The following is a 19,616-nucleotide window of genomic DNA, read 5'->3' on the forward strand; positions in this document are numbered from 1 at the left end:
GTGCGAGCCGACATGGTTCGCCGGCCGGTACATGTGAGGAACCTGCGGTCAGGCTGCGCCGCGTCTGCGGACGACGGCGAAGACCACTGCCCCGAGGACGGCCACGCCTGCGATGCCGCCGACGATCAGGCTCAGGGGGACGCCGCCGTCCGACGCCGCCGCCTCGGTGTCGTCGGCTGCGACGGTCTCGTCGACCTTGTCGGCGTTCTCGTTCTGGGCGGGCTGCTGGGATTCGGAGGCGGAGGGTGTGGAGTTGGGGGCCGGGGAGCTGCCGGTCCGCTCCTCGGTGAGGGGGCTGATGTCCGGGTCTCCGGGGTCGCCCTTGCCCTTGAGGATGTTCATCGCGGGGCGGATGAGGCCGTGGCCGAGGTACTTGCTGAGAGTGCCCTTCTCCCAGTCCCTTCCGGCCGTGTCGAAGAGGACGTTGAGGACCTGATTGGCGGTCCAGTCGGGGTGGGCGGACCAGACCAGGGCGGCAGAGGCCGAGGCGATGGCGGTGGCGGCGCTGGTTCCGCCGTCTCCGTCGCAGTAGCTTTGGAAGGAGTTATCGCACCAATACGGAATACTGTCCCCTGGGGCAGCAATATCCACAGAGTTACCATTCTGCGAATACTTGGAAACCTTGCCACTCTGATCCGCTGAGGCGACGCCGACAACTTGAGGATAGGATGCAGGGTAGTGATCCTTGTTGTCCGATTCCGCATTATTTCCTACGCTGGCAAAGAAAATCTTCCCTTTGCTTTCCGCGTATTTAGCGGCCTCACGCTCACGGGGCGTGGAGAACTCGCTGCTGACGGACATGCTGATGATCTTTGCATCGCTGTCAGCTGCGGCCCGGATGGCATCGGCGGTTTCGTTGGCATTCACGGAATGCTTCTTCTGAAACGCAGTGTCACTGACACGCAAGGGAATGATCTTAGCTCCTGGGGCAAGGCCTTTCAGCCCGCCCCCCTTGCCCGTACCTGCGATCAGCTCAGCCATGGTCGTGCCATGTCCGTCGTAATCGTCGGTTTCTTCTCCTGGCGCGCCCGTCGCATCCATTCCCTGAAGCACTTGCCCCTTCAGCGACGCGGTTGACGGATTCACACCCGAGTCGATGACAGCAATTTTGACGCCTTCGCCCGCCGCGACCTTCCACATTTCCTCAGCCTGCAACGCACTGAGGTACCACTGTTTGGACTGCACGCCCGCAGCTGCGGCAGGCTGTGCCGCACCAACAAAGACCACGCTCCACGAAGCGGCCACAGCCAGTGCGCTGAGTACACGCTTCTGGGAGCGGCCCATTCCTGCTGTCATCCCGACTTCCGAACCTTCCCTGGGGCTGCTACTCGACCACCGGCGGCACGGCTCCGCGCCGTCGGGCTGCCCATGTTTCTTCGTCTTCCGTCAGGTAGTCCGGACGAGTCGACCCGGTGTTCTCCTCGTCTTTCCGGTCAGTTTTCCGCCGACCGGCAGGGCCGCGGACCAGTCCTGCGCCACCGGCCGTGAAGCCCTTGGAGCCGGAGCCCGACGTCCCTCGGGCGGCGCCGACCACTCCATTGGCGCCCGAGACAGGCCCACCGCGCTGGCCGGAGCGCGGCGCATTTCCACTCGCGCCGGGTCCGCCGATCACCGTTCCTCGCGACACTCCACGAGCCCCGCCGGCCCCGGACGCCGCAGAGGTGGCCCGCTGCGGCGTACCGCCCACGATGCCGTTGCCCTGTCCCGCACGAGAGGTGCCCGGTGCCGCTGTGCCGCCGTGGGCGGCGATGGGGCGGCCGCCCGTCACGCCGGACTGACCGGCCGTTGGCAGTTGTACACCTCCGCCGGAACGCCCCGTGGCTGATGGCCCACCGGCCATCGGACTCGGGCGGCCGACAGGCGCGCCAGTGCCGCCCCTAGCGGTGGCGCTGGCACCGGTGGGGGATGCCTTTCCCAGTCCTCCCCCAGCCTGGTTCACGGACCGGGGCCCACCTACGGGGCCCGTGGCCCGCGAATAGCTTGCCGATGCCGGGTTCCCGAGACTGGGCGCCATAGGCGGCATCGGTGTGTTGACCGGGCCTGGGCCGCTGGTGGCCGGTGGCGTGAGAGGGGTACCGGTGGCCGTATTCGGAACGGTCGGGGTCGCAACACTGTTGATCTCTGTGGACGTGCTCTTGTCCAGCACCGGGGCCTGACCGAGAGCCTCAACGGGATGCTGGACAGTGGAAGTTCTGTCGCCACCCAAGGCAGATGCGGTTGCACGCTCCGGCGAGCTCTGCTCTGTCGACTGGTTACTCAAAGTCTCACCGCGCTGAGGCACGGCTCCAGGCGCTGAACGGTCAAGCCCCTGGGGCTTCGGCATGTCGACACCAAGCCGCTGATCGAACCGCGGCGGTTCCTGCCCCGCCAGCACCTCCTCCGACACCGCGTAGTATGACGCCAGCCGGTTGATCTGGTTGATGGCCTCCTGACGGTTCTTCTCCACCGTGAGAGCAGCCGCGTACTGCGGGTTCGTCTCGGTCCGGGCCGGGAACAGGATGTCGTCCACGTCCGTCTGGATCATCCGGCGGTCGCGCGGCGGCATGGAGTTGCGGACCGATGCCAGGCCGGTGCCGGCCACCGTGATCTGGGTGCCCGCCGCGTCCGCGAAGTCGCCGAGCTTCTCGGCGTGGGTGGCCAGGCTCAGGCCCCACTTACGGAACGCCTCACCGGACTCGCCCTGCCAGTCGACCCCGTTGATGTGGTCGCTCAGCTCCTTCGACGCACTCCGGATCGCGTCCCTGGCCTCCCAGAGCGCCTTGCCCGCGTTCTCCATGTCCGCCGGGTTGGCGTGCTCCACCAGGTCGATGATGGCGTTGAGTTCGTGTCCCTCGAACGAGGTACGGCCGGCTCTGCCGCCGCCTCCGAAGGGAAAGAGGCTCAGGACCTCGCGGCCCAGCTCCGTCATATCGGTGACGACCAGCTGGGTATTGACGCGGCCCTCGTCCTGCTTCTGCTGTTCGGCAGGGGTCAGTTCCGGCTGCTTCTCGTCGCTCACTTCGCTCCCCACCCGGACTCGAACTCGTCGTCGTCGCTGCGCTGCTTCTGCTTGACGGCTTCCTCGCGCTCCCGGTCCATCCGCGTCTGGATCTCGTGGAAGCGACGCCGCGTCTCGTCGTCCACGTTGTCGAAGCCGACCGCCGCCGCGTGCACGCCCAGGCTCAGGTACTCGATCTGGTCGCCCAGCGACTTCGAGAGGGAGATCAGGGACTCGTGAACGCGGTTGTACTGGGTGTAGAGGCCGTCCGCCTCTGCGAAGCGGGCGTTCGGGCCGCTCAAGGAGGCGCGCGACACCTTCTGGGCCGCCACCTTCGACTTGCCTGCGGCCGAGCCCTCCAGGTCTGCGAGCAGGGCGTCCACCCGCTTCTTGAATGTCTCCAGCGCACCTACGCCGCGCCTGAGGTCACCTGGACCGGTCCCCATGCCGTCCTCCCCGTTGTGCATCCCCGTTTGCTCGGATCGTTCCGCGTTGCTATCGCATCGATGCGATCCGAGCCCATCTCATCCGGTAACTCTAGTCACTGCGTGGCGCCGGGCCAATTGGGTTGGCGGCCACGTGACTTGTCTCATGCCTCGGCCGAGACTCTCCTCCGTCAGGCGCCGCCCGCGAGCCGCCTCTTGCGGCGTCTCGTGTCCCGTACGGCCACTGCCGCACCGGCGATCGCGGCCACCAGGACGCCGCCGCCCACGACGACGTACGTCGCGAGGCGGGCGTTGCGTTCGTCGGGCGTTTCGCCCAGGTGGAGCTGGGCCGTGGTCGGTGCTTCGCCTTTGCTCATGCCCTCGCTCGCGACCGGGCGCTCGATGGGCTTGTCGTCCTCGGTGAGGGCGCGTACCGGGTCGACGACGCCCCAGCCCACGTGGCGGTCGTGGCCCGCCACCGAGCGCTCCGCCGTCTGCTGCATCTGGGCCACGATCTGCCGCGGCGTCCAGCGGGGGTGCTTCGCCTTGATCAGCGCGGCGACTCCGGCGACGTACGGGGCGGAGAAGCTGGTGCCGTTGTCGGCGCAATGGCCGCCGCCGGGGACGGTGGAGACCATGTCCACGCCGGGGGCGGCGATACCGACGAACGGGCCGCCCTGGGAGAAGTAGGCGCGTTCGTTGTTCCGGTCCGAGGAGGCGACGGCGAGGACGCCCTCGTACGAAGCGGGGTAGGTCAGCTTCGCCTTGCCGTCCATGCCGTCGTTGCCCGCCGAGGCGATGACCACGACGTTCTCGGCCAGGGCGTGGTCGACCGCCTGCTTCAGGCGCGGTGTCGGCGCGACGGCGTCGGCGGTGTCCTGGGAGATGTTGATGATGTGGGCGCCCGCGTCGTCGGTGGCGTAGCGGATGGCCCGGGCCAGGGAGTCCGCCGTTCCGTTGCCGTCGGCGTCGTTCTGCTGGATCGGGATGATCGTCGCGTCCGGGGCGAGGCCGGCGAAGCCCGTGCCCTTCGCCTCGCGCGCGGCGATGATGCCGGCGACCTTGGTGCCGTGGCCCACCGTGTCCGTGGTGCCGTCCTCCTTGCCGCGTTCGATCTCGCGGCCGTCCTCGGTCTTGAGCTTCTTCGGCAGGAAGTTCTTGCCCGCCTTGACGTCCACGGCGGGGGTCAGCTGGGGGTTCCTCACGTCGACGCCGGTGTCGATGACCGCCACGCGTACCCCCTTCCCGGTGGACTGCTTCCACAGCTCGTCCATGAGGACGCGCTGCAACGACCAGGGGCGGCCCGGGTACTTCTTCCCGTCGAACGTGCACTGGGTCGAGTCGTCCGCCGCCGCCTGAGGGGCCGGCAGGGCGACGAGAAGGAAGCCGGTGGCCGCCGCTGTCGTCAGAAGGTGCCTGGTCGTACGAGGCAGAGGGGTGGGGCGCTTCATCGGTCCGGCGCTCCTCACGAACCCTGCGGCTGGCTCGCCGCGCCCGTCGACAGTCGCGGACCCGTCGGCAGGAACGTGGACCAGGCCGCCGGTACGGGGGTGGGGTCGACGTCCTTGTAGCCGAGGAGGTTCTGGGCCTGCTGGGCCTCCTGCCGGCGCGCCTCCCGCTCCTTCTTCGAGCCGGACGCGCCGATGCCGGAGTCGTCCTGGCCGCTGTCGCTGTTGGACTGCATCGCGTAGCGCAGTCCGGTGTCGGTGACCAGGAAGAGGAAGCCGACATCGGTCTGGGAGCCCTGGAACTGGCGGAAGAACTCGCCGGATCCGGGGGTGACGTAGGCGCTGGAGGAGCCGGTGGGGAGCGTCGCAGGGAAGCCCGTACCCACCCAGGTGGAGAGGGTGGTGGCGCCGTTGTCGGCGTCGACGTCGCGCAGGACGTTGCACACGGTGTTCCGGCTTCCCTTCGTGACGTCGGGGGAGTTGACGGCCTTCGCCTCGTTGACGGGCCAGTCCAGCTCCGCGCCGAAGGCCCGGCCCGGCGAGAACGCCGAGGCGCCCACCGGCTTCACCTGGCCGGCCTGGCCGAGCTTGTCCAGGTCCCGGCTGCTGAGCAGGAGCTTGGCGATGAAGTCCGAGACCGGGGCGACCCTGCCGGGGAGGACGACGTACTGCTGGGTCCTGGTTCCGGCGGTGGCGGCCAGGACCATGCCGACCTTGTTCGTGTCTTTGTCGAGCGTGCCGGGGACGTTCGCGGGGGTGCCGGGGACGCCGTCCAGCGTCGGGAAGGTGATCCGGTCGCCCTGGTGCAGCGTCGCCAGCCACGCGGCGGAGACCCGCTGGGGCTTGGCGCCCGGGTCGACCAGGGTGCGCAGTAGCAGTTCGTCGGCGGGGACCGGGTAGGCCTTGCCCGTGGCGTCCACGAGGTAGCGGGTCCGGTCGGGGCCCTCGACGTACATCACCTCGCCGCCGCGCAGCTTCGCCTTGCCCTCGGTCTTCTTCTCCTCGCGCTCGGCGAGGACGAAGGCGGCCTTCTGGATGGCCCGGCCGCCCTCTCCGGGCTGTTCGCAGACCGCCCAGCGCTTGGCGGCTCCGGCGTCCTTGGGGTCGGGCAGCCGGTCGGGGGCGTACGGGATGCCGAGCGTCGCGCCGTGCGGGATCGTGCCGTTGTCCAGCACCGATTCGTCGACGTTGACGACCTTGCCCTTGTCCTGGGCGAGCAGGAGCTTGGCCGAGGACATGTTCAGGACGGGGTGGAGCTGCTTCTTGCCGTCGGTCGTCAACACCACATAACGGGTGGTGGACTTGCTGGCGATAATGACGTTCTCGTTGGGGGTGTCCCAGCCCTTGGGGGCCACCGGCTTGAACATGCCCCAGGCGCCGAAGACGGCCAGGACGACGACGCCGATGATCGCCCCGGGGACGACCGCGCGCAGGGGGCGCGGTGCGCCTTCCTCGGAGCCGGTCGGGTTGGGTTGCAGGAACTGTGCGATCAACCTCCGCTTCGCAAAGGTGTAGGCGTTGAGCTCATCCCGCCGTGATGCCATGTTCCGCTGCCCCTTCTCCCCGATGGTCGACCAGGGTGCCACACACACCGTCGGCCCCTGGTGTCGCACCGGGCCCCTACTATGCCCCCAGGGGCTCGGCCCCCACTGCTCAGGTAGGGTGACCAACCGATCAACACCCGTACGGAAAACGGCGAATACGGGACACGAGGGGGCAACGCGGCAATGGGTGCAGCTACGCGCGAGCGTACCGGGCGGTCCGGCCGCCGGGCCTCCGGTCCTTCCCGTCGGCAACGCAGCAACGAGCCGGCCGCCACCGCCCCCGCCACCACGTCGAGCGCCCCCGCGGCCACCACCCTGCGCGCCACCGCGCGGACCGGCCGGGTCCGGCCGCTGCGACGGCAGCTGGTGATCATCGAGGCGGCGCTCGCGGTGGGCGTGGTGGGTGCGGCGCTCGGCGGTGCCTGGCTGGTGCCCGCCGGGGTGCTCGTCGTGCTGCTGGTGCTGCTCGCGGTGGTACGCCGCCGGGGCCGCGCGCTCCAGGACTGGCTGGCCGGCGCCCTCCTGCTCAAGGCCCGGCGGCGGGCGGCGGCGCCGGGCGCCGACGCGGAGCCGATGCTGGCCCCGGTCACGGAGAACGTGCCCGGCTTCGGCCCCCACATCTACGTCGACCGGGACCACCGCACGGTGGGCATGCTCGGCGACGGCACGTTCCTGACCGCCGCGGTGCGGGTGGAGGCGAGCGGCGAGGCGCTGCGGCCCGCGTTCGGCGCCCGCTCGCTCCCGCTGTCGCTGCTCGGCGACGCCCTCCAGGTCGACGACATCGTCCTGGAATCCGCGCAGTTGGTGCAGCAGGTACGGGCCGCTCCCGCGCCCCATCTGCCGCAGCAGTCGGTGGCCCGCCTGTCGTACGGACCGCTCCAGGACAAGACCGGGGCGCCCGCGCTCCGCATGACCTGGGTGGCGGTGAAGCTGGACCCGGAGCTGTGCCGGGAGGCCATCGAGGCGCGCGGCGGCGGGCTCGAAGGGGCCCAGCGCGCTCTGGTGCGGGTCGCGGACCATGTGGCGAGCCGGATCACGGGGGCCGGGTTCCGGGCCGTGGTGCTGGACCAGGACGAGCTGAACTCGGCGGTCGCCACGTCCGCCTGCGCCAACCCCCTGCTCTCGGGGCGCGCCGGGCGCCCGGACGCCGCACCGCAGCGGCGCACCATGGAGACCTCGCGGGTCTGGCGGTGCGACGACCGGTGGCACACCACGTACGCCGTGGACCGCTGGCCCGAGTTGGGCCGGGGGGCGACGCCGCTCCCGCAGCTGGTCGCGCTGCTGACGTCGGTCCCCGCGTACGCCACGACCTTCAGCCTGACGGTGCGGCGCGGAGCCCGGCAGGGCGAGACGAGCGTCAGCGGCCATGTCCGCGTGACCGGCGGGTCGGACACCGAACTCGTCGGCGTACGAAGGACCTTGGAGCAGGCCGCCCGGCACGCGAAGGTGGGTCTGGCGCGGCTGGACCGCGAACAGCTGCCCGGTGTACTGGCGACGCTCCCCCTCGGAGGGGCCCAGTGAGAAGCGGATCGCGGAGAGGCGGAGCGGCAGTGGCGCGTGGTGTGACGGAGCGGACCGGGGCCAGGCGCGGGCTGCTCGGCCCCCGCCACGCGGGGCACACCGTGCCCACCGACGACCTCGGCGCCCTGTCGCTCCCGGTCGGCGACGACGGCGTGATCATCGGCGACGACGCGGAGGGGCGCCCGCAGCTGATCGGGTTCCACCGCCCGGTCCCGTACGACGTCACGCTGATCGGCGGGCTGTGGACGGCGCAGGTGCTGGCGCTGCGCGCCGCGGGCACCGGTGCGCGGGTGGCGGTCGAGACCGGCCGGGTGCAGGCCTGGACCACGCTGGCGCAGGCGGCGGGCGCCGGTCTCGAGTGCGTCTCCCTGTACGACGTGGGGCGGGTCCCGCCCACCGGTGCCACGGTCGGCAGCCCCGTGGTGGTCATCCGCGACTGCGGTATGCGACCGCCGCGCGGCCGGGTGATCTCCTCCCCCTGGCAGTCCGTGCTGACGCTGCTCCCCTATCTCAGCCCCGTGGCACCCCGGTTGATGCGTTCCTCGGCGCTCGTGGGCATCCAGCGGGTCTCGCCCGACGAGGCGCGGCAGATCGGCCGGATCCTGGGGCTCGCACCGGCCGAGAGCGAGGCGCTGCCGACGCTGGCGGACGGGGTGACGCTCTGGGTGGCGGGCCGCGACCACCACTGGGTGATGACGAGTGCGACGGACGCGGAGACCGGTCTGCTGGGTACAGCTCGCCGGATGGACTGATTCCTCTCCCGTTCGCCCCTCATGCGCCCCTTTCACCAGGGAGCATGGACCCCGCAACGACACACGGTTCGACAGTTCGATCGGAAGGGACGCCGGCATGGGCACCCAGCAGGAAAAGGACGAGCTCTACGCTCTCGACATCTCGGGCGTGGAGTGGCTGAGCGCGCCCGGCACCGAGGACGTCGAGGAGCGGGTCGAGATCGCGCATCTGCCCGGGGGCGCGGTCGCGATGCGCTCCTCCCTGGACCCGGACACCGTCCTGCGGTACACGGAGGCGGAGTGGCGGGCCTTCGTCCTGGGTGCCCGCGACGGTGAGTTCGACCTCAAGTAGGCGACGCATGCGGTACGAGGGTGGCGGCCGGGCCCGGCCGCCACCCTTCGCCGTTCTTTGCCGGGCGATACGGCCTGCCGGAGTTCGCCCCATGGCGATTAGGGTGGGTGGGGCGCGGCAGAAACCTGCGAGCGGGTTGTGCGCGTCGCAAGGGGGAGAGCCGGGCGTACCGGGCCCGATGAGACCGGTCGCCCCCACCCACCACGGCACAAGGGTGCTCGACCACACCAGGAGGCATAGTGAACAGCGATCGGGACGAGATCCGCGGCGGATGGAACACGCCCGTCGACGAGTCGTCCGACGCGGATCCCGCCGAGATGACGGGTGAGTTCACCATCGACTACACCCCTCCCGCCTGGTATACGCAGAACGCGGCAGGGGACTCGTCGGGAGGCGCGGGCTCCCACCTGGCACCGCCTCCGCCACCGCACGGGGCCCCGGTGTCCGTGCCGGAGCAGCCGTCCCAGGGCGGGTTCGACCCCAACTGGGCGCCTGTTCCTCCGGCGCCGCCCGCCCAGGCGGATGCCCCCGCCCACGCGGATGCCCCCGTCGGGCCGGCCGCCCCGGAGGCGCCCGCTCCCGTCGCCGATCCGGTCGGGCCCGTCGTTCCCGGTGTGCCGGCCGTTCCGGCCGCCTCCGCCGATACCTCCGGTGACCCGGGGCCGTTCGGTGGCGGGGATGTGGAGAGCGGCGCCACGATGCGGTTCTCCCCGGCCGCCCTGAAGCGCGAGATCGCCGAGCGCGAGGCGGCAGCGGCTTCCGCGGCTGAGGGGGAGGCGGGTAAGGGTACGGACTCCGGCCTGTCCGGTACGGAGCCGGGTTCGGCTTCCTCCCGTACGGAGTCGAGCTCCACGGACGCCGACGGTACGGACGCGGACCCGCGCACGGGCGCGGACGCGGACGGCGACTCGGACGCGTCGGCCACGGCTGATGCCCCGAAGCCCGCGGACTCCGCCGACGCGGCGGACCCGGCCGACGCGGACGACCACGGGGACGCCGGTGGGGACGGTGACCGCTCCCCCGGCGCCGAGGCAGACCTCCAGGCCGACGCCGTCCCGCAGGACGCCTCTCCCCAGGGCGCCCCGCCCGCCGCCCTGCCCGGACCGCAGCCCTCCGCCGCGCCGGTCCCGTGGTCCGCGCCCGCCGAGGGCGGCGCGCTGCCGCCGCTGCCGCCCGCCTTCCAGCCGGCGGCCCCGCAGCCCAGCGCCCCGCAGCCCGCGGCACAGTGGCCCGCCCCCGTGCCGCCCCAGGAGGCCCCCGGCGGTTACGGCTTCCCGCAGGCGCATCAGCAGCCCCAGCAGTTCCCCGGACAGGGCCCCCAGGGCGCGCCCCTGCCTCCCCAGGTCCCCCAGGGCGCGGGCGGCTACGGCTTCCCGCAGCAACAGCCGCACCAGCAGCTGCCCCCGCAGGGCGCCCCAGGCGGCTACGGCTTCCCGCAGGGCCAGCCGCACCAGCAGCCCGCCCCCAACCTGCCCGCGCCCGTCACCCCGGCCACCCCCCAACAGCCGCAGCCGTACCAGCAGCAGGGCCAGCAGCCGGGCCACCCCCAGCCGCCCCACGCCCAGCAGCCGGGACAGCAGCAAGGCCACCAGCGAGGCCACCAGCCGACCCACCAAGGCAGCCCGGACCAGCCCGTCGACCCCCGTGCCGGCGGCGCCTGGCCCACCCCGGTCACCCACGACCAGCGCGAGCGTTCCGTACCGGGCGCACCGCTCGGGTACACGGCGGCGGTCGAGCTCTCCTCCGACCGGCTCGTCCGGGGCAAGCAGAAGGCGAAGAGCAGCCGCAACCCCTCCGCCGCCTCCCGGTTCAAGCTGGGCGGCAAGAAGGAGGAGGCCGAGCGGCTGCGCAAGCTGGAGCTGATCCGTACGCCGGTGCTCTCCTGCTACCGCATCGCCGTCATCAGCCTCAAGGGCGGCGTCGGCAAGACCACCACGACCACCGCGCTGGGCTCGACCCTGGCCACCGAGCGGCAGGACAAGATCCTCGCCATCGACGCCAACCCGGACGCGGGCACGCTCGGGCGCCGGGTGCGGCGCGAGACCGGGGCCACGATCCGCGACCTCGTCCAGGCGATCCCGTACCTCAACTCGTACATGGACATCCGCCGGTTCACCTCGCAGGCCCCCTCCGGGCTGGAGATCATCGCCAACGACGTGGACCCGGCCGTCTCCACGGCGTTCAACGACGAGGACTACCGGCGCGCGATCGACGTACTCGGCAAGCAGTACCCGATCATCCTCACCGACTCGGGCACCGGCCTCCTCTACAGCGCCATGCGCGGCGTGCTGGACCTCGCCGATCAGCTGATCATCATCTCCACGCCCTCGGTCGACGGTGCCTCCAGCGCCTCCACCACGCTGGACTGGCTCTCGGCGCACGGGTACGCGGACCTGGTGCAGCGTTCGCTCACCGTCATCTCGGGCGTCCGTGAGACCGGCAAGATGATCAAGGTCGACGACATCGTGCAGCATTTCGAGACGCGCTGCCGGGGTGTCGTCGTCGTCCCGTTCGACGAGCACCTGGCGGCGGGCGCCGAGGTCGACCTGGACATGATGCGGCCGAAGACCCGTGAGGCGTACTTCAACCTCTCGGCCCTGGTCGCGGAGGACTTCGCGCGCGCCCAGCAGCAGCAGGGGCTGTGGACGGCGGACGGGCAGAACCCGCCCCCGCAGTACGCCCCGCCGATGCCGGGCCAGCAGGGCTACCCGGCACAGGGCCAGCCGTTCCCCGGCCAGCAAGGTCAGCAAGGCCAGCAGAGCCAGCAGCCCCACGCCCCACAACAGCACCAGCACCCCCAGGCCCCGCACCAGCAGCCCTACCCGCCGCAGCAGCAGCCGAGCGGCCCCGGCGGCCAGCAGCCGTACGCGCCCCAGCAGCCCGCCCCCGGCCAGCCCTACCCGCCGCAGCAGCCGTACCCCGGCCAGCAGGGTCACCCCGGCCACCCCGGTCAGCAGGGTCACCCCGGTCAGCAAGCTCACCAGGCCCAGCCGATCCCGGGTCAGCAGCCTTACCCCGGACAGCAGCAGCCCCAGCCGCCGTACGGGGGATATCAGCCGAGCACTCCCCAGCCCCCGCAGCAGCCCTACCCCCCGCAGCCCGGCCCGGCCGGACAGCAGAACGGGTGGCAGCAGGCGCCCCCCGCGCAGGCCCAGTCGGGTGGGCCGGCCCCCGCCGCGCCTCCGCAGGGACAGCCGGGCGGTCAGCCGGGTGGCCAGGACAACCCGGCAGGCCAGCCCGATCTGCAGGGTCCGGTGGATCCGGCCGGGTGGCAGCAGAGGCCTCCGCAGCCGCCGCAGGCTCCTCACCAGTAAGGCGTTAGAGGTCTCGACCAATGAGGGCCCGTACCGCTCGCGCGGTGCGGGCCCTCATCGCTGTTTTCCCAGCCCACACGCGGTTTGACGGACCGTTGACCAGCCTCGCGACCGCTGATAGACCTTCGCTTCACCAGCTGGCGAACCAGAGATCAACCCGCCCTCTCAAGCGAGTGATGACGCGAGGTCCCCGTCCATGGTCACAAGAGTCTCCTCCCGCACCCCCCGGCCCGGCAGGCGCCTGCGTACCCTGCTGGCCTCGGGCGCGGCCGCCCTGGCCCTCACCGCCGGCGCCGTCGTCCCGGGAAACCCGCTCGCGCCCGCGCCCTCCGAGGCCCGCGCCGACGACGGGAGGACGACGCTCACGGTCGCCGTCGCGCAGAGCGTCGACTCGCTGAGCCCGTTCCTCGCCCAGCGGCTGCTGAGCACGAGCATCCACCGGCTCATGTACGACTACCTGACCAACTACGACGCCAAGGACAACAAGGCGATCCCGGGGCTGGCCACCGCCTGGGAGCCGTCCGCGGACAAGCTGACGTGGACGTACACGATCCGGCCGGACTCGCAGTGGTCCGACGGGCAGCAGGCCACCGCCGAGGACGCGGCCTGGACGTTCAACAAGATGATGACCGACGAGGGCGCCGCCACCTCCAACGGCAGCTTCGTCGGCAACTTCGAGAAGGTGACCGCGCCCAGCAAGGACAAGCTGGTCATCCGGCTCAAGGAGCCGCAGGCCACCATGGCCGCGCTCGATGTCCCGATCGTGCCCCGGCACGTCTGGGAGAAGGTCGAGGACTTCTCCAAGTTCAACAACGACAAGGACTTCCCCGTCGTGGGGAACGGCCCGTTCATCCTGACGGACTACAAGGTCGACAGCTTCGTGAAGCTCAAGGCCAACAAGGACTTCTGGCGCGGCTCGCCCAAGTTCGACGAGCTGGTCTTCCGCTACTACAAGGACCAGGACGCGGCCGTCGCCGCCCTGCGCAAGGGTGAGGTCTCCTTCGTCGCGGGCAGCCCCAGCCTGACCCCGGCTCAGTCCGCCTCGCTGGAGAACGCCCCGGACATCAAGGTGAACGACGCCCCGGGCCGCCGCTTCTTCGCGATCGCCGTCAACCCCGGTGCCCGTACCAAGGACGGGAAGAAGTTCGGCGACGGCCACCCGGCGCTGCTGGACCAGAAGGTGCGGCACGCGCTGTTCATGGCGGTCGACCGCAAGACGATCATCGACAAGGTCTTCCAGGGCCACGCCGTCGAGGGCGAGGGGTACATCCCGCCACGCTTCTCCGACTACTTCTGGAAGCCCTCGGACAGCCAGAAGCTCGCCTACGACCCGGCGAAGGCCGCCGCCCTGCTGGACGAGGCCGGGTACCGGAAGAACAGCGCGGGCAAGCGCGTCGGCAAGGACGGCAAGCCGCTGGACTTCCGTATCCTCTGCCACGCCACCGACCCCAACGACAAGGCGATCGGCAAGTACCTCCAGGAGTGGTGGGGCGCGCAGGGCATCGGGCTGAAGGTCGACTGCCTCGACAACGTCTCCGACCCCTGGTACGCGGGTGAGTACGACCTCGCCTTCGACGGTTGGTCCGTCAATCCGGACCCCGACTTCGTCCTCTCGATCCACACCTGCGCCGCGCTGCCGTCGAAGGCGAAGGAGTCGGCCGCGACCGACAACTTCATCTGCGACAAGCAGTACGACGAGCTCTACAAGAAGCAACTGGCGGAGTACGACCCCGCCAAGCGGGCGGATCTTGTGCGGCAACTGGAGTCGCGGCTGTACGACACCGGGTACATGAACGTCATGGCGTACCCGAATGCCGTCGAGGCCTACCGCACCGACCACATCAGGTCCATCACCACCATGCCGGCGGCCGCGGGCAACATCTACGGCCAGGACGGCTACTGGAGCTGGTGGTCGGCGGTCCCTGCCGCAGGGGCCTCCTCGTCGTCCTCGTCCGACTCCGGTGGGTCCTCCACCGGGGTGCTCATCGGGGTCGGGATCGCCGTCGTCGTCCTCGCCGGTGGCGGACTGCTGTTCGCCATGCGTCGCCGCTCCACCGCGGAAGACCGTGAATAGTCCATGAGCTCAGAATCCACTCCCGCGCTGGTCAAAGGCGCGGCGGGCGTGGAGAGCACCGCATCCGGCGGCCCGGCTCCGGCCGGGCCGCCGGCCCGCTCGCCGCGCTCCCGCTCGACGGCCGCCTACCTCCGCTATGCGGCGGGCAAGCTGGCCGGGGCGGCCGTCTCCCTCTTCGCCGTCCTCGTCACCAGCTTCTTCCTCTTCCGGCTGATCCCGGGCGACCCGGTCAAGCAGATGACCGGCGGCCGCCAGGTGTCGACCGAACAGATCGCGGCGATGCGCCGCGAGTTCGGCCTCGACCTGCCTCTCTGGCAGCAGTTCACCCAGTACTGCGGCAAGGCCCTGACCGGCGACTTCGGGACGTCGTACCAGTTCCGGGCCCCCGTCATCGACAAGATCGCCGAGGCGCTGCCCGCAACGCTCCTGCTCACCGGCACGGCGTTCGTCATCTACACGCTGCTCGGCATCTGGCTCGGCGCCCGCTCCGCCTGGCGCAACGGCTCCGCCGGGGACCGGACCAACACCGCGTTCGCGCTGACGCTGTACTCGGTGCCCTCGTTCTGGCTAGGCCTGCTCCTCATCATCACCCTGTCGGTCGGCATCGGCCCGATCCCCGGGCTCTTCCCGACCGGCGGTATGGAATCCGGCTCCACCACCGGCTTCGACCGCGTCCTCGACGTCGCCCACCACATGGTGCTGCCCGTCATCACGCTCGTCGCGGTGGAGTACGCGCGCACGCTGCTGGTGATGCGTTCCTCGCTGCTGGACGAGATGGGCAGCGACTACCTGACGACAGCCAGGGCGAAGGGGCTGCGCGACGACCTCGTACGCCGGAAGCACGCCGTGCCGAACGCGATGCTGCCGACGGTGACGCTGCTCTTCGTGAACCTCGGTACGACAGTGGCGGGGGCGATCCTCGTGGAGACGGTCTTCTCCTGGCCGGGGCTCGGCGGCCTCTTCTACCAGGCGCTCAGCGTGCCCGACCTGCCGTTGGTGCAGGCGCTGTTCTTCGTGTTCGCCTCCGCGGTGATCCTGATGAACACGCTCGCCGATGTGATCTATCCGCTGCTGGATCCCCGGGTGGGCCGATGACTGTCACGACCGACAAAGCCGCGTCCTCACCGACGGACAGCCCGCGCGCCCTCGCCCGGGCCCGGCGGCGGCAGGCCGCCCTCCGCTTCTGGCGGCAGTACCGCACGCACCGGGCCGGACTCGTCGGCCTCGCCGTGCTGGCGGTGATCGCCCTCCTCGCGCTGACCGCACCCCTGCTGGTGGGGGCCGACTCGCAGAGCGTGACCAACGCCCCGGGCGGCCCGATGGAGGCGCCGAGCGGGGAATTCCCGCTCGGCACGGACCAGTTCGGGCGCAGCCTGCTCGCCCTGATGCTCTGGGGCACGCGGGTGTCGCTCACCGTCGGCCTGCTGGCCGCCTTCCTCTCCGTGGCCATCGGCACCCTGATCGGGATCACCGCAGGCCACTTCAAGGGCTGGTACGCCACCGTCATCATGCGGGTCACCGACTGGTTCCTGGTGATGCCGACCCTCGTTCTGGCCATCGCCCTGGCCACGGTCCTCTCCCGGTCCATCTGGACGACGATCCTGGCGATCGGCGTGACGACCTGGCCGACCACGGCCCGCCTGGTCCGGGCGCAGACGCTCTCGGTCGAGTCCCGCCCGTACATCGAACGCTCGCGGGCGCTCGGCGGCGGACACGGCCACATCATGTCCCGCCACGTCCTGCCGAACGTCATGCCCCTGGTGCTGGCCCAGACCACGCTGGTGATCTCCACCGCCATCCTCACCGAGGCGACCCTCGCCTTCCTCGGGCTCAGCGATCCGACGATCGTCTCCTGGGGCGGGCTGCTCCAGGACGCCCGTGAGGCCGGGGCGGTCAGCTCCGGCAACTGGTGGTACCTCGCCCCGCCCGGACTCGCCATCGCCGTGGTCGCGCTCGCCTTCACGCTCTGCGGCCGCGCCATCGAGTCCGTGCTCAACCCCAAGCTGGGGGTGTCCCGTTGACGGCAACAACCACGACCACTCCGCCGAACCCCGATCCTTCCGCCGCGCCAGACCTCTCGAAGCCCGTCGGTGACCCGCCGCTCCTGGAGGTGCGGAACCTGACGGTGACGTACGGCGGTGGGGCCGGCGCCGTCCCGGCCGTACGGGGGGTCGATCTGCGGGTGGAGGCCGGGCAGAAGCTCGGCATCGCCGGGGAGTCCGGCTGCGGCAAGTCCACGCTGGCCCTCGCCCTGCTCCGCCTCCTCCCCGCATCGGCCGAGCTGTCCGGGGAGATCCTGCTCGACGGCGAGGACATCCTCACCATGAAGTGGGGGCGGCTGCGGGCGGTCCGCTGGGCGGGCGCCTCCATCGTCTTCCAGGGCGCGATGCACTCGCTCAACGCGGTCCACCGGGTCGGGGACCAGATCGCCGAACCGATCCTGCTGCACAGCAAGGCCACCCCGGCAGCCGCCCGCAAGCGCGCCGGGGAGCTGCTGGAGCAGGTGGGTCTGCCCGCCGCCCGGGCCCAGGCGTACCCGCACGAGCTGTCCGGCGGTCAGCGGCAGCGCGTGATGATCGCGATGGCGCTCGCCTGCGATCCGCGCCTGATCGTCGCGGACGAGCCGACGACGGCCCTGGACGTGATGATCCAGGCCCAGATCCTGCGCCTGATCGAACAACTGGTGGCCGACCAGGACGTCGGGCTCATCATGATCAGCCACGACCTCGCGGTGCTCGCCGACACCTGCGACCGGCTCTCGGTGATGTACGCGGGCCGGGTCGTCGAGGAGGGCCCGGCCCGGGAGGTGTACGCGGAGGCCCGCCACCCGTACGGCCGGGCGCTCTCCGCCGCCTTCCCGAAGATCGGGGACCTCGCCTCCCGGCGCGCCCCACGCGGACTGCCGGGCGACCCGCCGGACCCGGCGGCGCTGCCGGACGGCTGTACGTTCCACCCGCGCTGCCCGGTGGCGCTGGACTCCTGCGCCACGGAGGACCAAGAGCTGCGCGAGGCCGGCGGCGAACGGCGGGCGGCGTGTGTGCTGGTGGACACGGACGGCAAGGCTAGGAGCACCTCATGAGCACGGCCCCCCTCGTCACCACCACCCCCCTCCTCAGCGCCGAAGCCCTGAAGGTCACCTTCCCGGGCCGGCGCGGGGCCGCCACCGCCCGCGCCGTCGACGGCGTCGACCTCGACATCCGGCCCGGCGAGATCGTCGCGCTGGTCGGGGAGTCGGGGTGCGGCAAGACGACACTGGCCCGCTCGCTGCTCGGCCTGGTCCCGCCCACCGCCGGCCGGGTCACCTTCGCGGGTGCGCCGCTGGACTACGCGGGCCGGGCGCTCAAGGCGTACCGGAAGCGCGTGCAGCTGGTGCTCCAGGACCCGAGCGGCTCGCTCAACCCGCGGCACACGGTGTACGACGCGGTGGCCGAGGGCCTGCGCATCCACGGGTACGCCGGGGACGAGCGGGCGGCCGTCTCGGAGGCCCTGTCCCGGGCCGGGCTGCGCCCCCCGGAGCGGTTCTTCCTCCGCTACCCGCACGAGCTGTCGGGCGGCCAGCGCCAGCGCGTCGTGATCGCCGGGGCGCTGGTCCTGGAGCCGGAGCTGATCGTGGCCGACGAGCCGGTGGCCTCCCTGGACGCGTCGGTACGGGGCGAGATCCTGGCCCTCATGCTGCGCCTCCGCGACGAACTGGGCCTCTCGGCCCTGGTCGTCACCCATGACCTCGGCCTCGCCTGGAACATCGCGGACCGGGTGGCGGTCATGTACCTCGGCCGGATCGTCGAGACGGGCCCGGTCGAGCAATTACTGACGGCCCCTCAACACCCGTACACGCAAGCCCTGCTGTCCGTCCTTCCCGAGGCGGAGGGCGAACCGGTCGTCCTGACCGGCGAGCCCCCGGACCCCTCGAAGCTCCCGTCCGGCTGCCGCTTCCACGTCCGCTGCCAGGTCCTCGCCTCGGGCGAGGCGGAGCGGGCCGGGGTGGCGGAGGCCTGCCGCACGGTGGACCTGCCGGTGCTGAACGGCGGGGCGGACACCCAGGTGGCGTGCCACTGGGCGGCGGCGTGCGGCGCTAAGGCGTGATGCCGTGGTGGATCGCCCCCGTCAGCTCGCCGAGCGGACGCCCCGTGCCGCCCCAGCGGTGCTGAATGATCTCGGCCGCGATGGAGACCGCTGTCTCCTCCGGCGTACGGGCTCCGAGGTCGAGGCCCACGGGTGAGGCGAGGCGGGCGAGTGCCGCCTCGTCCACCCCGGCCTCGCGCAGCCGGGCGAGGCGCTCGTGGTGGGTGCGGCGGCTGCCCATGACCCCGATGTACGCGGCCGGAGTACGCAACGCGGCGACCAGCAGCGGCACATCGAACTTCGGGTCGTGGGTGAGGACGCAGATCACCGTACGGGCGTCGACGTCGGTCGCCTCCAGATAGTCGTGCGGCCAGGCGCGGACGACCTCGTCGGCGACCGGGAAGCGTTCCCGGGTGGCGAAGGCGGGGCGGGCGTCGCAGACGGTGACCCGGTAGCCGAGGAACGAGCCGATGCGGGCGGTGGCCGCCGCGTGGTCGATGGCGCCGAAGACGAGCATGCGGGGCGGCGGGGCGTACGTCCGGACGAAGACGGACACCTCGGCCATCCGGCGCTGACCGTGCGCCCCGTACCACTGGATGCCGGTGAGGCCCTGCTCCAGCAGCCCGCGGGCGTCGTCCGTGACGGCCGCGTCCAGCCCCTCCGTACCGAGCGTGCCGGAGACATCGGTGGCGCGGACGACCAGGCGGGCGCCGGTCCCGGCCGCGCCGCCGGACAGGACCGTGGCCTCCGCGACCGGCACATCGGCGGCGATCAGGTCCAGCAGCGCCGCGAGCTCCGCCAGCTCGGTTTCCGACGCGTACGCGCGCACCAGCACCTCGATCGTGCCGCCGCATGTCAGCCCGACGCCGAACGCCTCGTCGTCGCTGATCCCGTACGACACCACGCGCGGCGCCGCCCCGGCGAGCGCCTCGCGGGCGACCTCGTACACATCGCCCTCGACGCAGCCCCCGGAGACGCTGCCGAGCACCGTGCCCGCCGCGTCGACCGCCATGACGGCGCCCGGGTCGCGGGGCGCGCTGCCGTGCACGGCGACGACGGTCGCCAGGGCGAGGGGGACGCCGTCGGCGCACCGGGCACGGAGGTCGGGCAGGATGTCGCGCACCCTGTCAGCATCCGTCGTCCCGGGGCAGTCCGCACGCCCCCGGCG

At 71.5% G+C, this 19,616-nt stretch carries 15 protein-coding genes; 9 read left to right on the plus strand and 6 right to left on the minus strand.

The window, feature by feature from the left end; genetic code table 11:
* Positions 1-48: 48 nt before the first annotated feature.
* The 5 genes from R2B67_RS07750 to eccB form a co-directional block, all read right to left on the minus strand.
* The gene (locus R2B67_RS07750) at positions 49-1,296 is read right to left on the minus strand and encodes a S8 family serine peptidase (RefSeq protein WP_317817080.1); all 1,248 of its coding nucleotides are present in this window, start codon (positions 1,294-1,296) and stop codon (positions 49-51) included.
* Between the two features lie 28 nt (positions 1,297-1,324).
* Positions 1,325-2,998, minus strand: a complete 1,674-nt coding sequence (locus R2B67_RS07755) for a hypothetical protein (RefSeq protein ID WP_317817081.1) — start codon at positions 2,996-2,998, stop codon at positions 1,325-1,327.
* Entirely contained in the window at positions 2,995-3,444 is a 450-nt protein-coding gene (locus R2B67_RS07760; RefSeq protein ID WP_317817082.1) for a DUF2563 family protein, read from the minus strand. The genes R2B67_RS07755 and R2B67_RS07760 overlap by 4 nt, the downstream gene beginning before the upstream one ends.
* Before the next feature lie 149 nt (positions 3,445-3,593).
* Positions 3,594-4,853, minus strand: coding sequence for a type VII secretion-associated serine protease mycosin (gene mycP, locus R2B67_RS07765; RefSeq protein WP_317817083.1), 1,260 nt, complete (start codon positions 4,851-4,853; stop codon positions 3,594-3,596).
* A gap of 14 nt (positions 4,854-4,867) precedes the next feature.
* Positions 4,868-6,394 (minus strand): type VII secretion protein EccB, encoded by a 1,527-nt coding sequence (eccB, locus tag R2B67_RS07770; protein ID WP_317817084.1) that lies wholly within the window; start codon positions 6,392-6,394, stop codon positions 4,868-4,870.
* Positions 6,395-6,577: 183 nt separating this feature from the next.
* Between eccB and eccE the strand changes: the two genes are divergently transcribed.
* The 9 genes from eccE to R2B67_RS07815 all read left to right on the plus strand — a co-directional run bounded on the left by eccE (position 6,578) and on the right by R2B67_RS07815 (position 18,469).
* Positions 6,578-7,915 (plus strand): type VII secretion protein EccE, encoded by a 1,338-nt coding sequence (gene eccE, locus R2B67_RS07775; protein WP_317817085.1) that lies wholly within the window; start codon positions 6,578-6,580, stop codon positions 7,913-7,915.
* A 41-nt stretch (positions 7,916-7,956) separates the two neighbouring features.
* A complete protein-coding gene (locus R2B67_RS07780; RefSeq protein WP_018509541.1) occupies positions 7,957-8,667 on the plus strand; it encodes a hypothetical protein in 711 nt (236 codons plus the stop codon).
* 97 nt (positions 8,668-8,764) lie between these two features.
* Positions 8,765-8,998 (plus strand): DUF397 domain-containing protein, encoded by a 234-nt coding sequence (locus R2B67_RS07785; protein ID WP_015611831.1) that lies wholly within the window; start codon positions 8,765-8,767, stop codon positions 8,996-8,998.
* 239 nt (positions 8,999-9,237) lie between these two features.
* Entirely contained in the window at positions 9,238-12,312 is a 3,075-nt protein-coding gene (locus R2B67_RS07790) for an SCO5717 family growth-regulating ATPase (RefSeq protein WP_317817086.1), read from the plus strand.
* Between the two features lie 196 nt (positions 12,313-12,508).
* Positions 12,509-14,386 (plus strand): ABC transporter substrate-binding protein, encoded by a 1,878-nt coding sequence (locus R2B67_RS07795; protein ID WP_317817087.1) that lies wholly within the window; start codon positions 12,509-12,511, stop codon positions 14,384-14,386.
* Positions 14,387-14,389: 3 nt separating this feature from the next.
* Positions 14,390-15,481, plus strand: coding sequence for an ABC transporter permease (locus R2B67_RS07800; protein WP_317817088.1), 1,092 nt, complete (start codon positions 14,390-14,392; stop codon positions 15,479-15,481).
* Positions 15,478-16,407 carry an ABC transporter permease gene (locus tag R2B67_RS07805; protein ID WP_128852060.1) on the plus strand — a complete coding sequence of 310 codons (930 nt, stop codon included), beginning with the start codon at positions 15,478-15,480 and terminating at the stop codon, positions 16,405-16,407. The genes R2B67_RS07800 and R2B67_RS07805 overlap by 4 nt, the downstream gene beginning before the upstream one ends.
* Complete coding sequence (locus R2B67_RS07810; RefSeq protein ID WP_317817089.1) at positions 16,404-17,465, plus strand: ABC transporter ATP-binding protein; 1,062 nt, start codon at positions 16,404-16,406, stop codon at positions 17,463-17,465. The genes R2B67_RS07805 and R2B67_RS07810 overlap by 4 nt, the downstream gene beginning before the upstream one ends.
* A complete protein-coding gene (locus tag R2B67_RS07815; protein WP_317817090.1) occupies positions 17,462-18,469 on the plus strand; it encodes an oligopeptide/dipeptide ABC transporter ATP-binding protein in 1,008 nt (335 codons plus the stop codon). Before R2B67_RS07810 ends, R2B67_RS07815 begins: the two co-directional genes overlap by 4 nt.
* On the opposite strand, the gene R2B67_RS07820 is transcribed toward R2B67_RS07815, so the two are convergent.
* Entirely contained in the window at positions 18,459-19,571 is a 1,113-nt protein-coding gene (locus R2B67_RS07820; RefSeq protein ID WP_317817091.1) for an XdhC family protein, read from the minus strand. The genes R2B67_RS07815 and R2B67_RS07820 overlap by 11 nt on opposite strands.
* Positions 19,572-19,616 lie beyond the last annotated feature (45 nt).

Origin of the sequence: Streptomyces cyaneofuscatus (genome assembly GCF_033109485.1) — a bacterium.
Taxonomy (GTDB): domain Bacteria; phylum Actinomycetota; class Actinomycetes; order Streptomycetales; family Streptomycetaceae; genus Streptomyces; species Streptomyces cyaneofuscatus.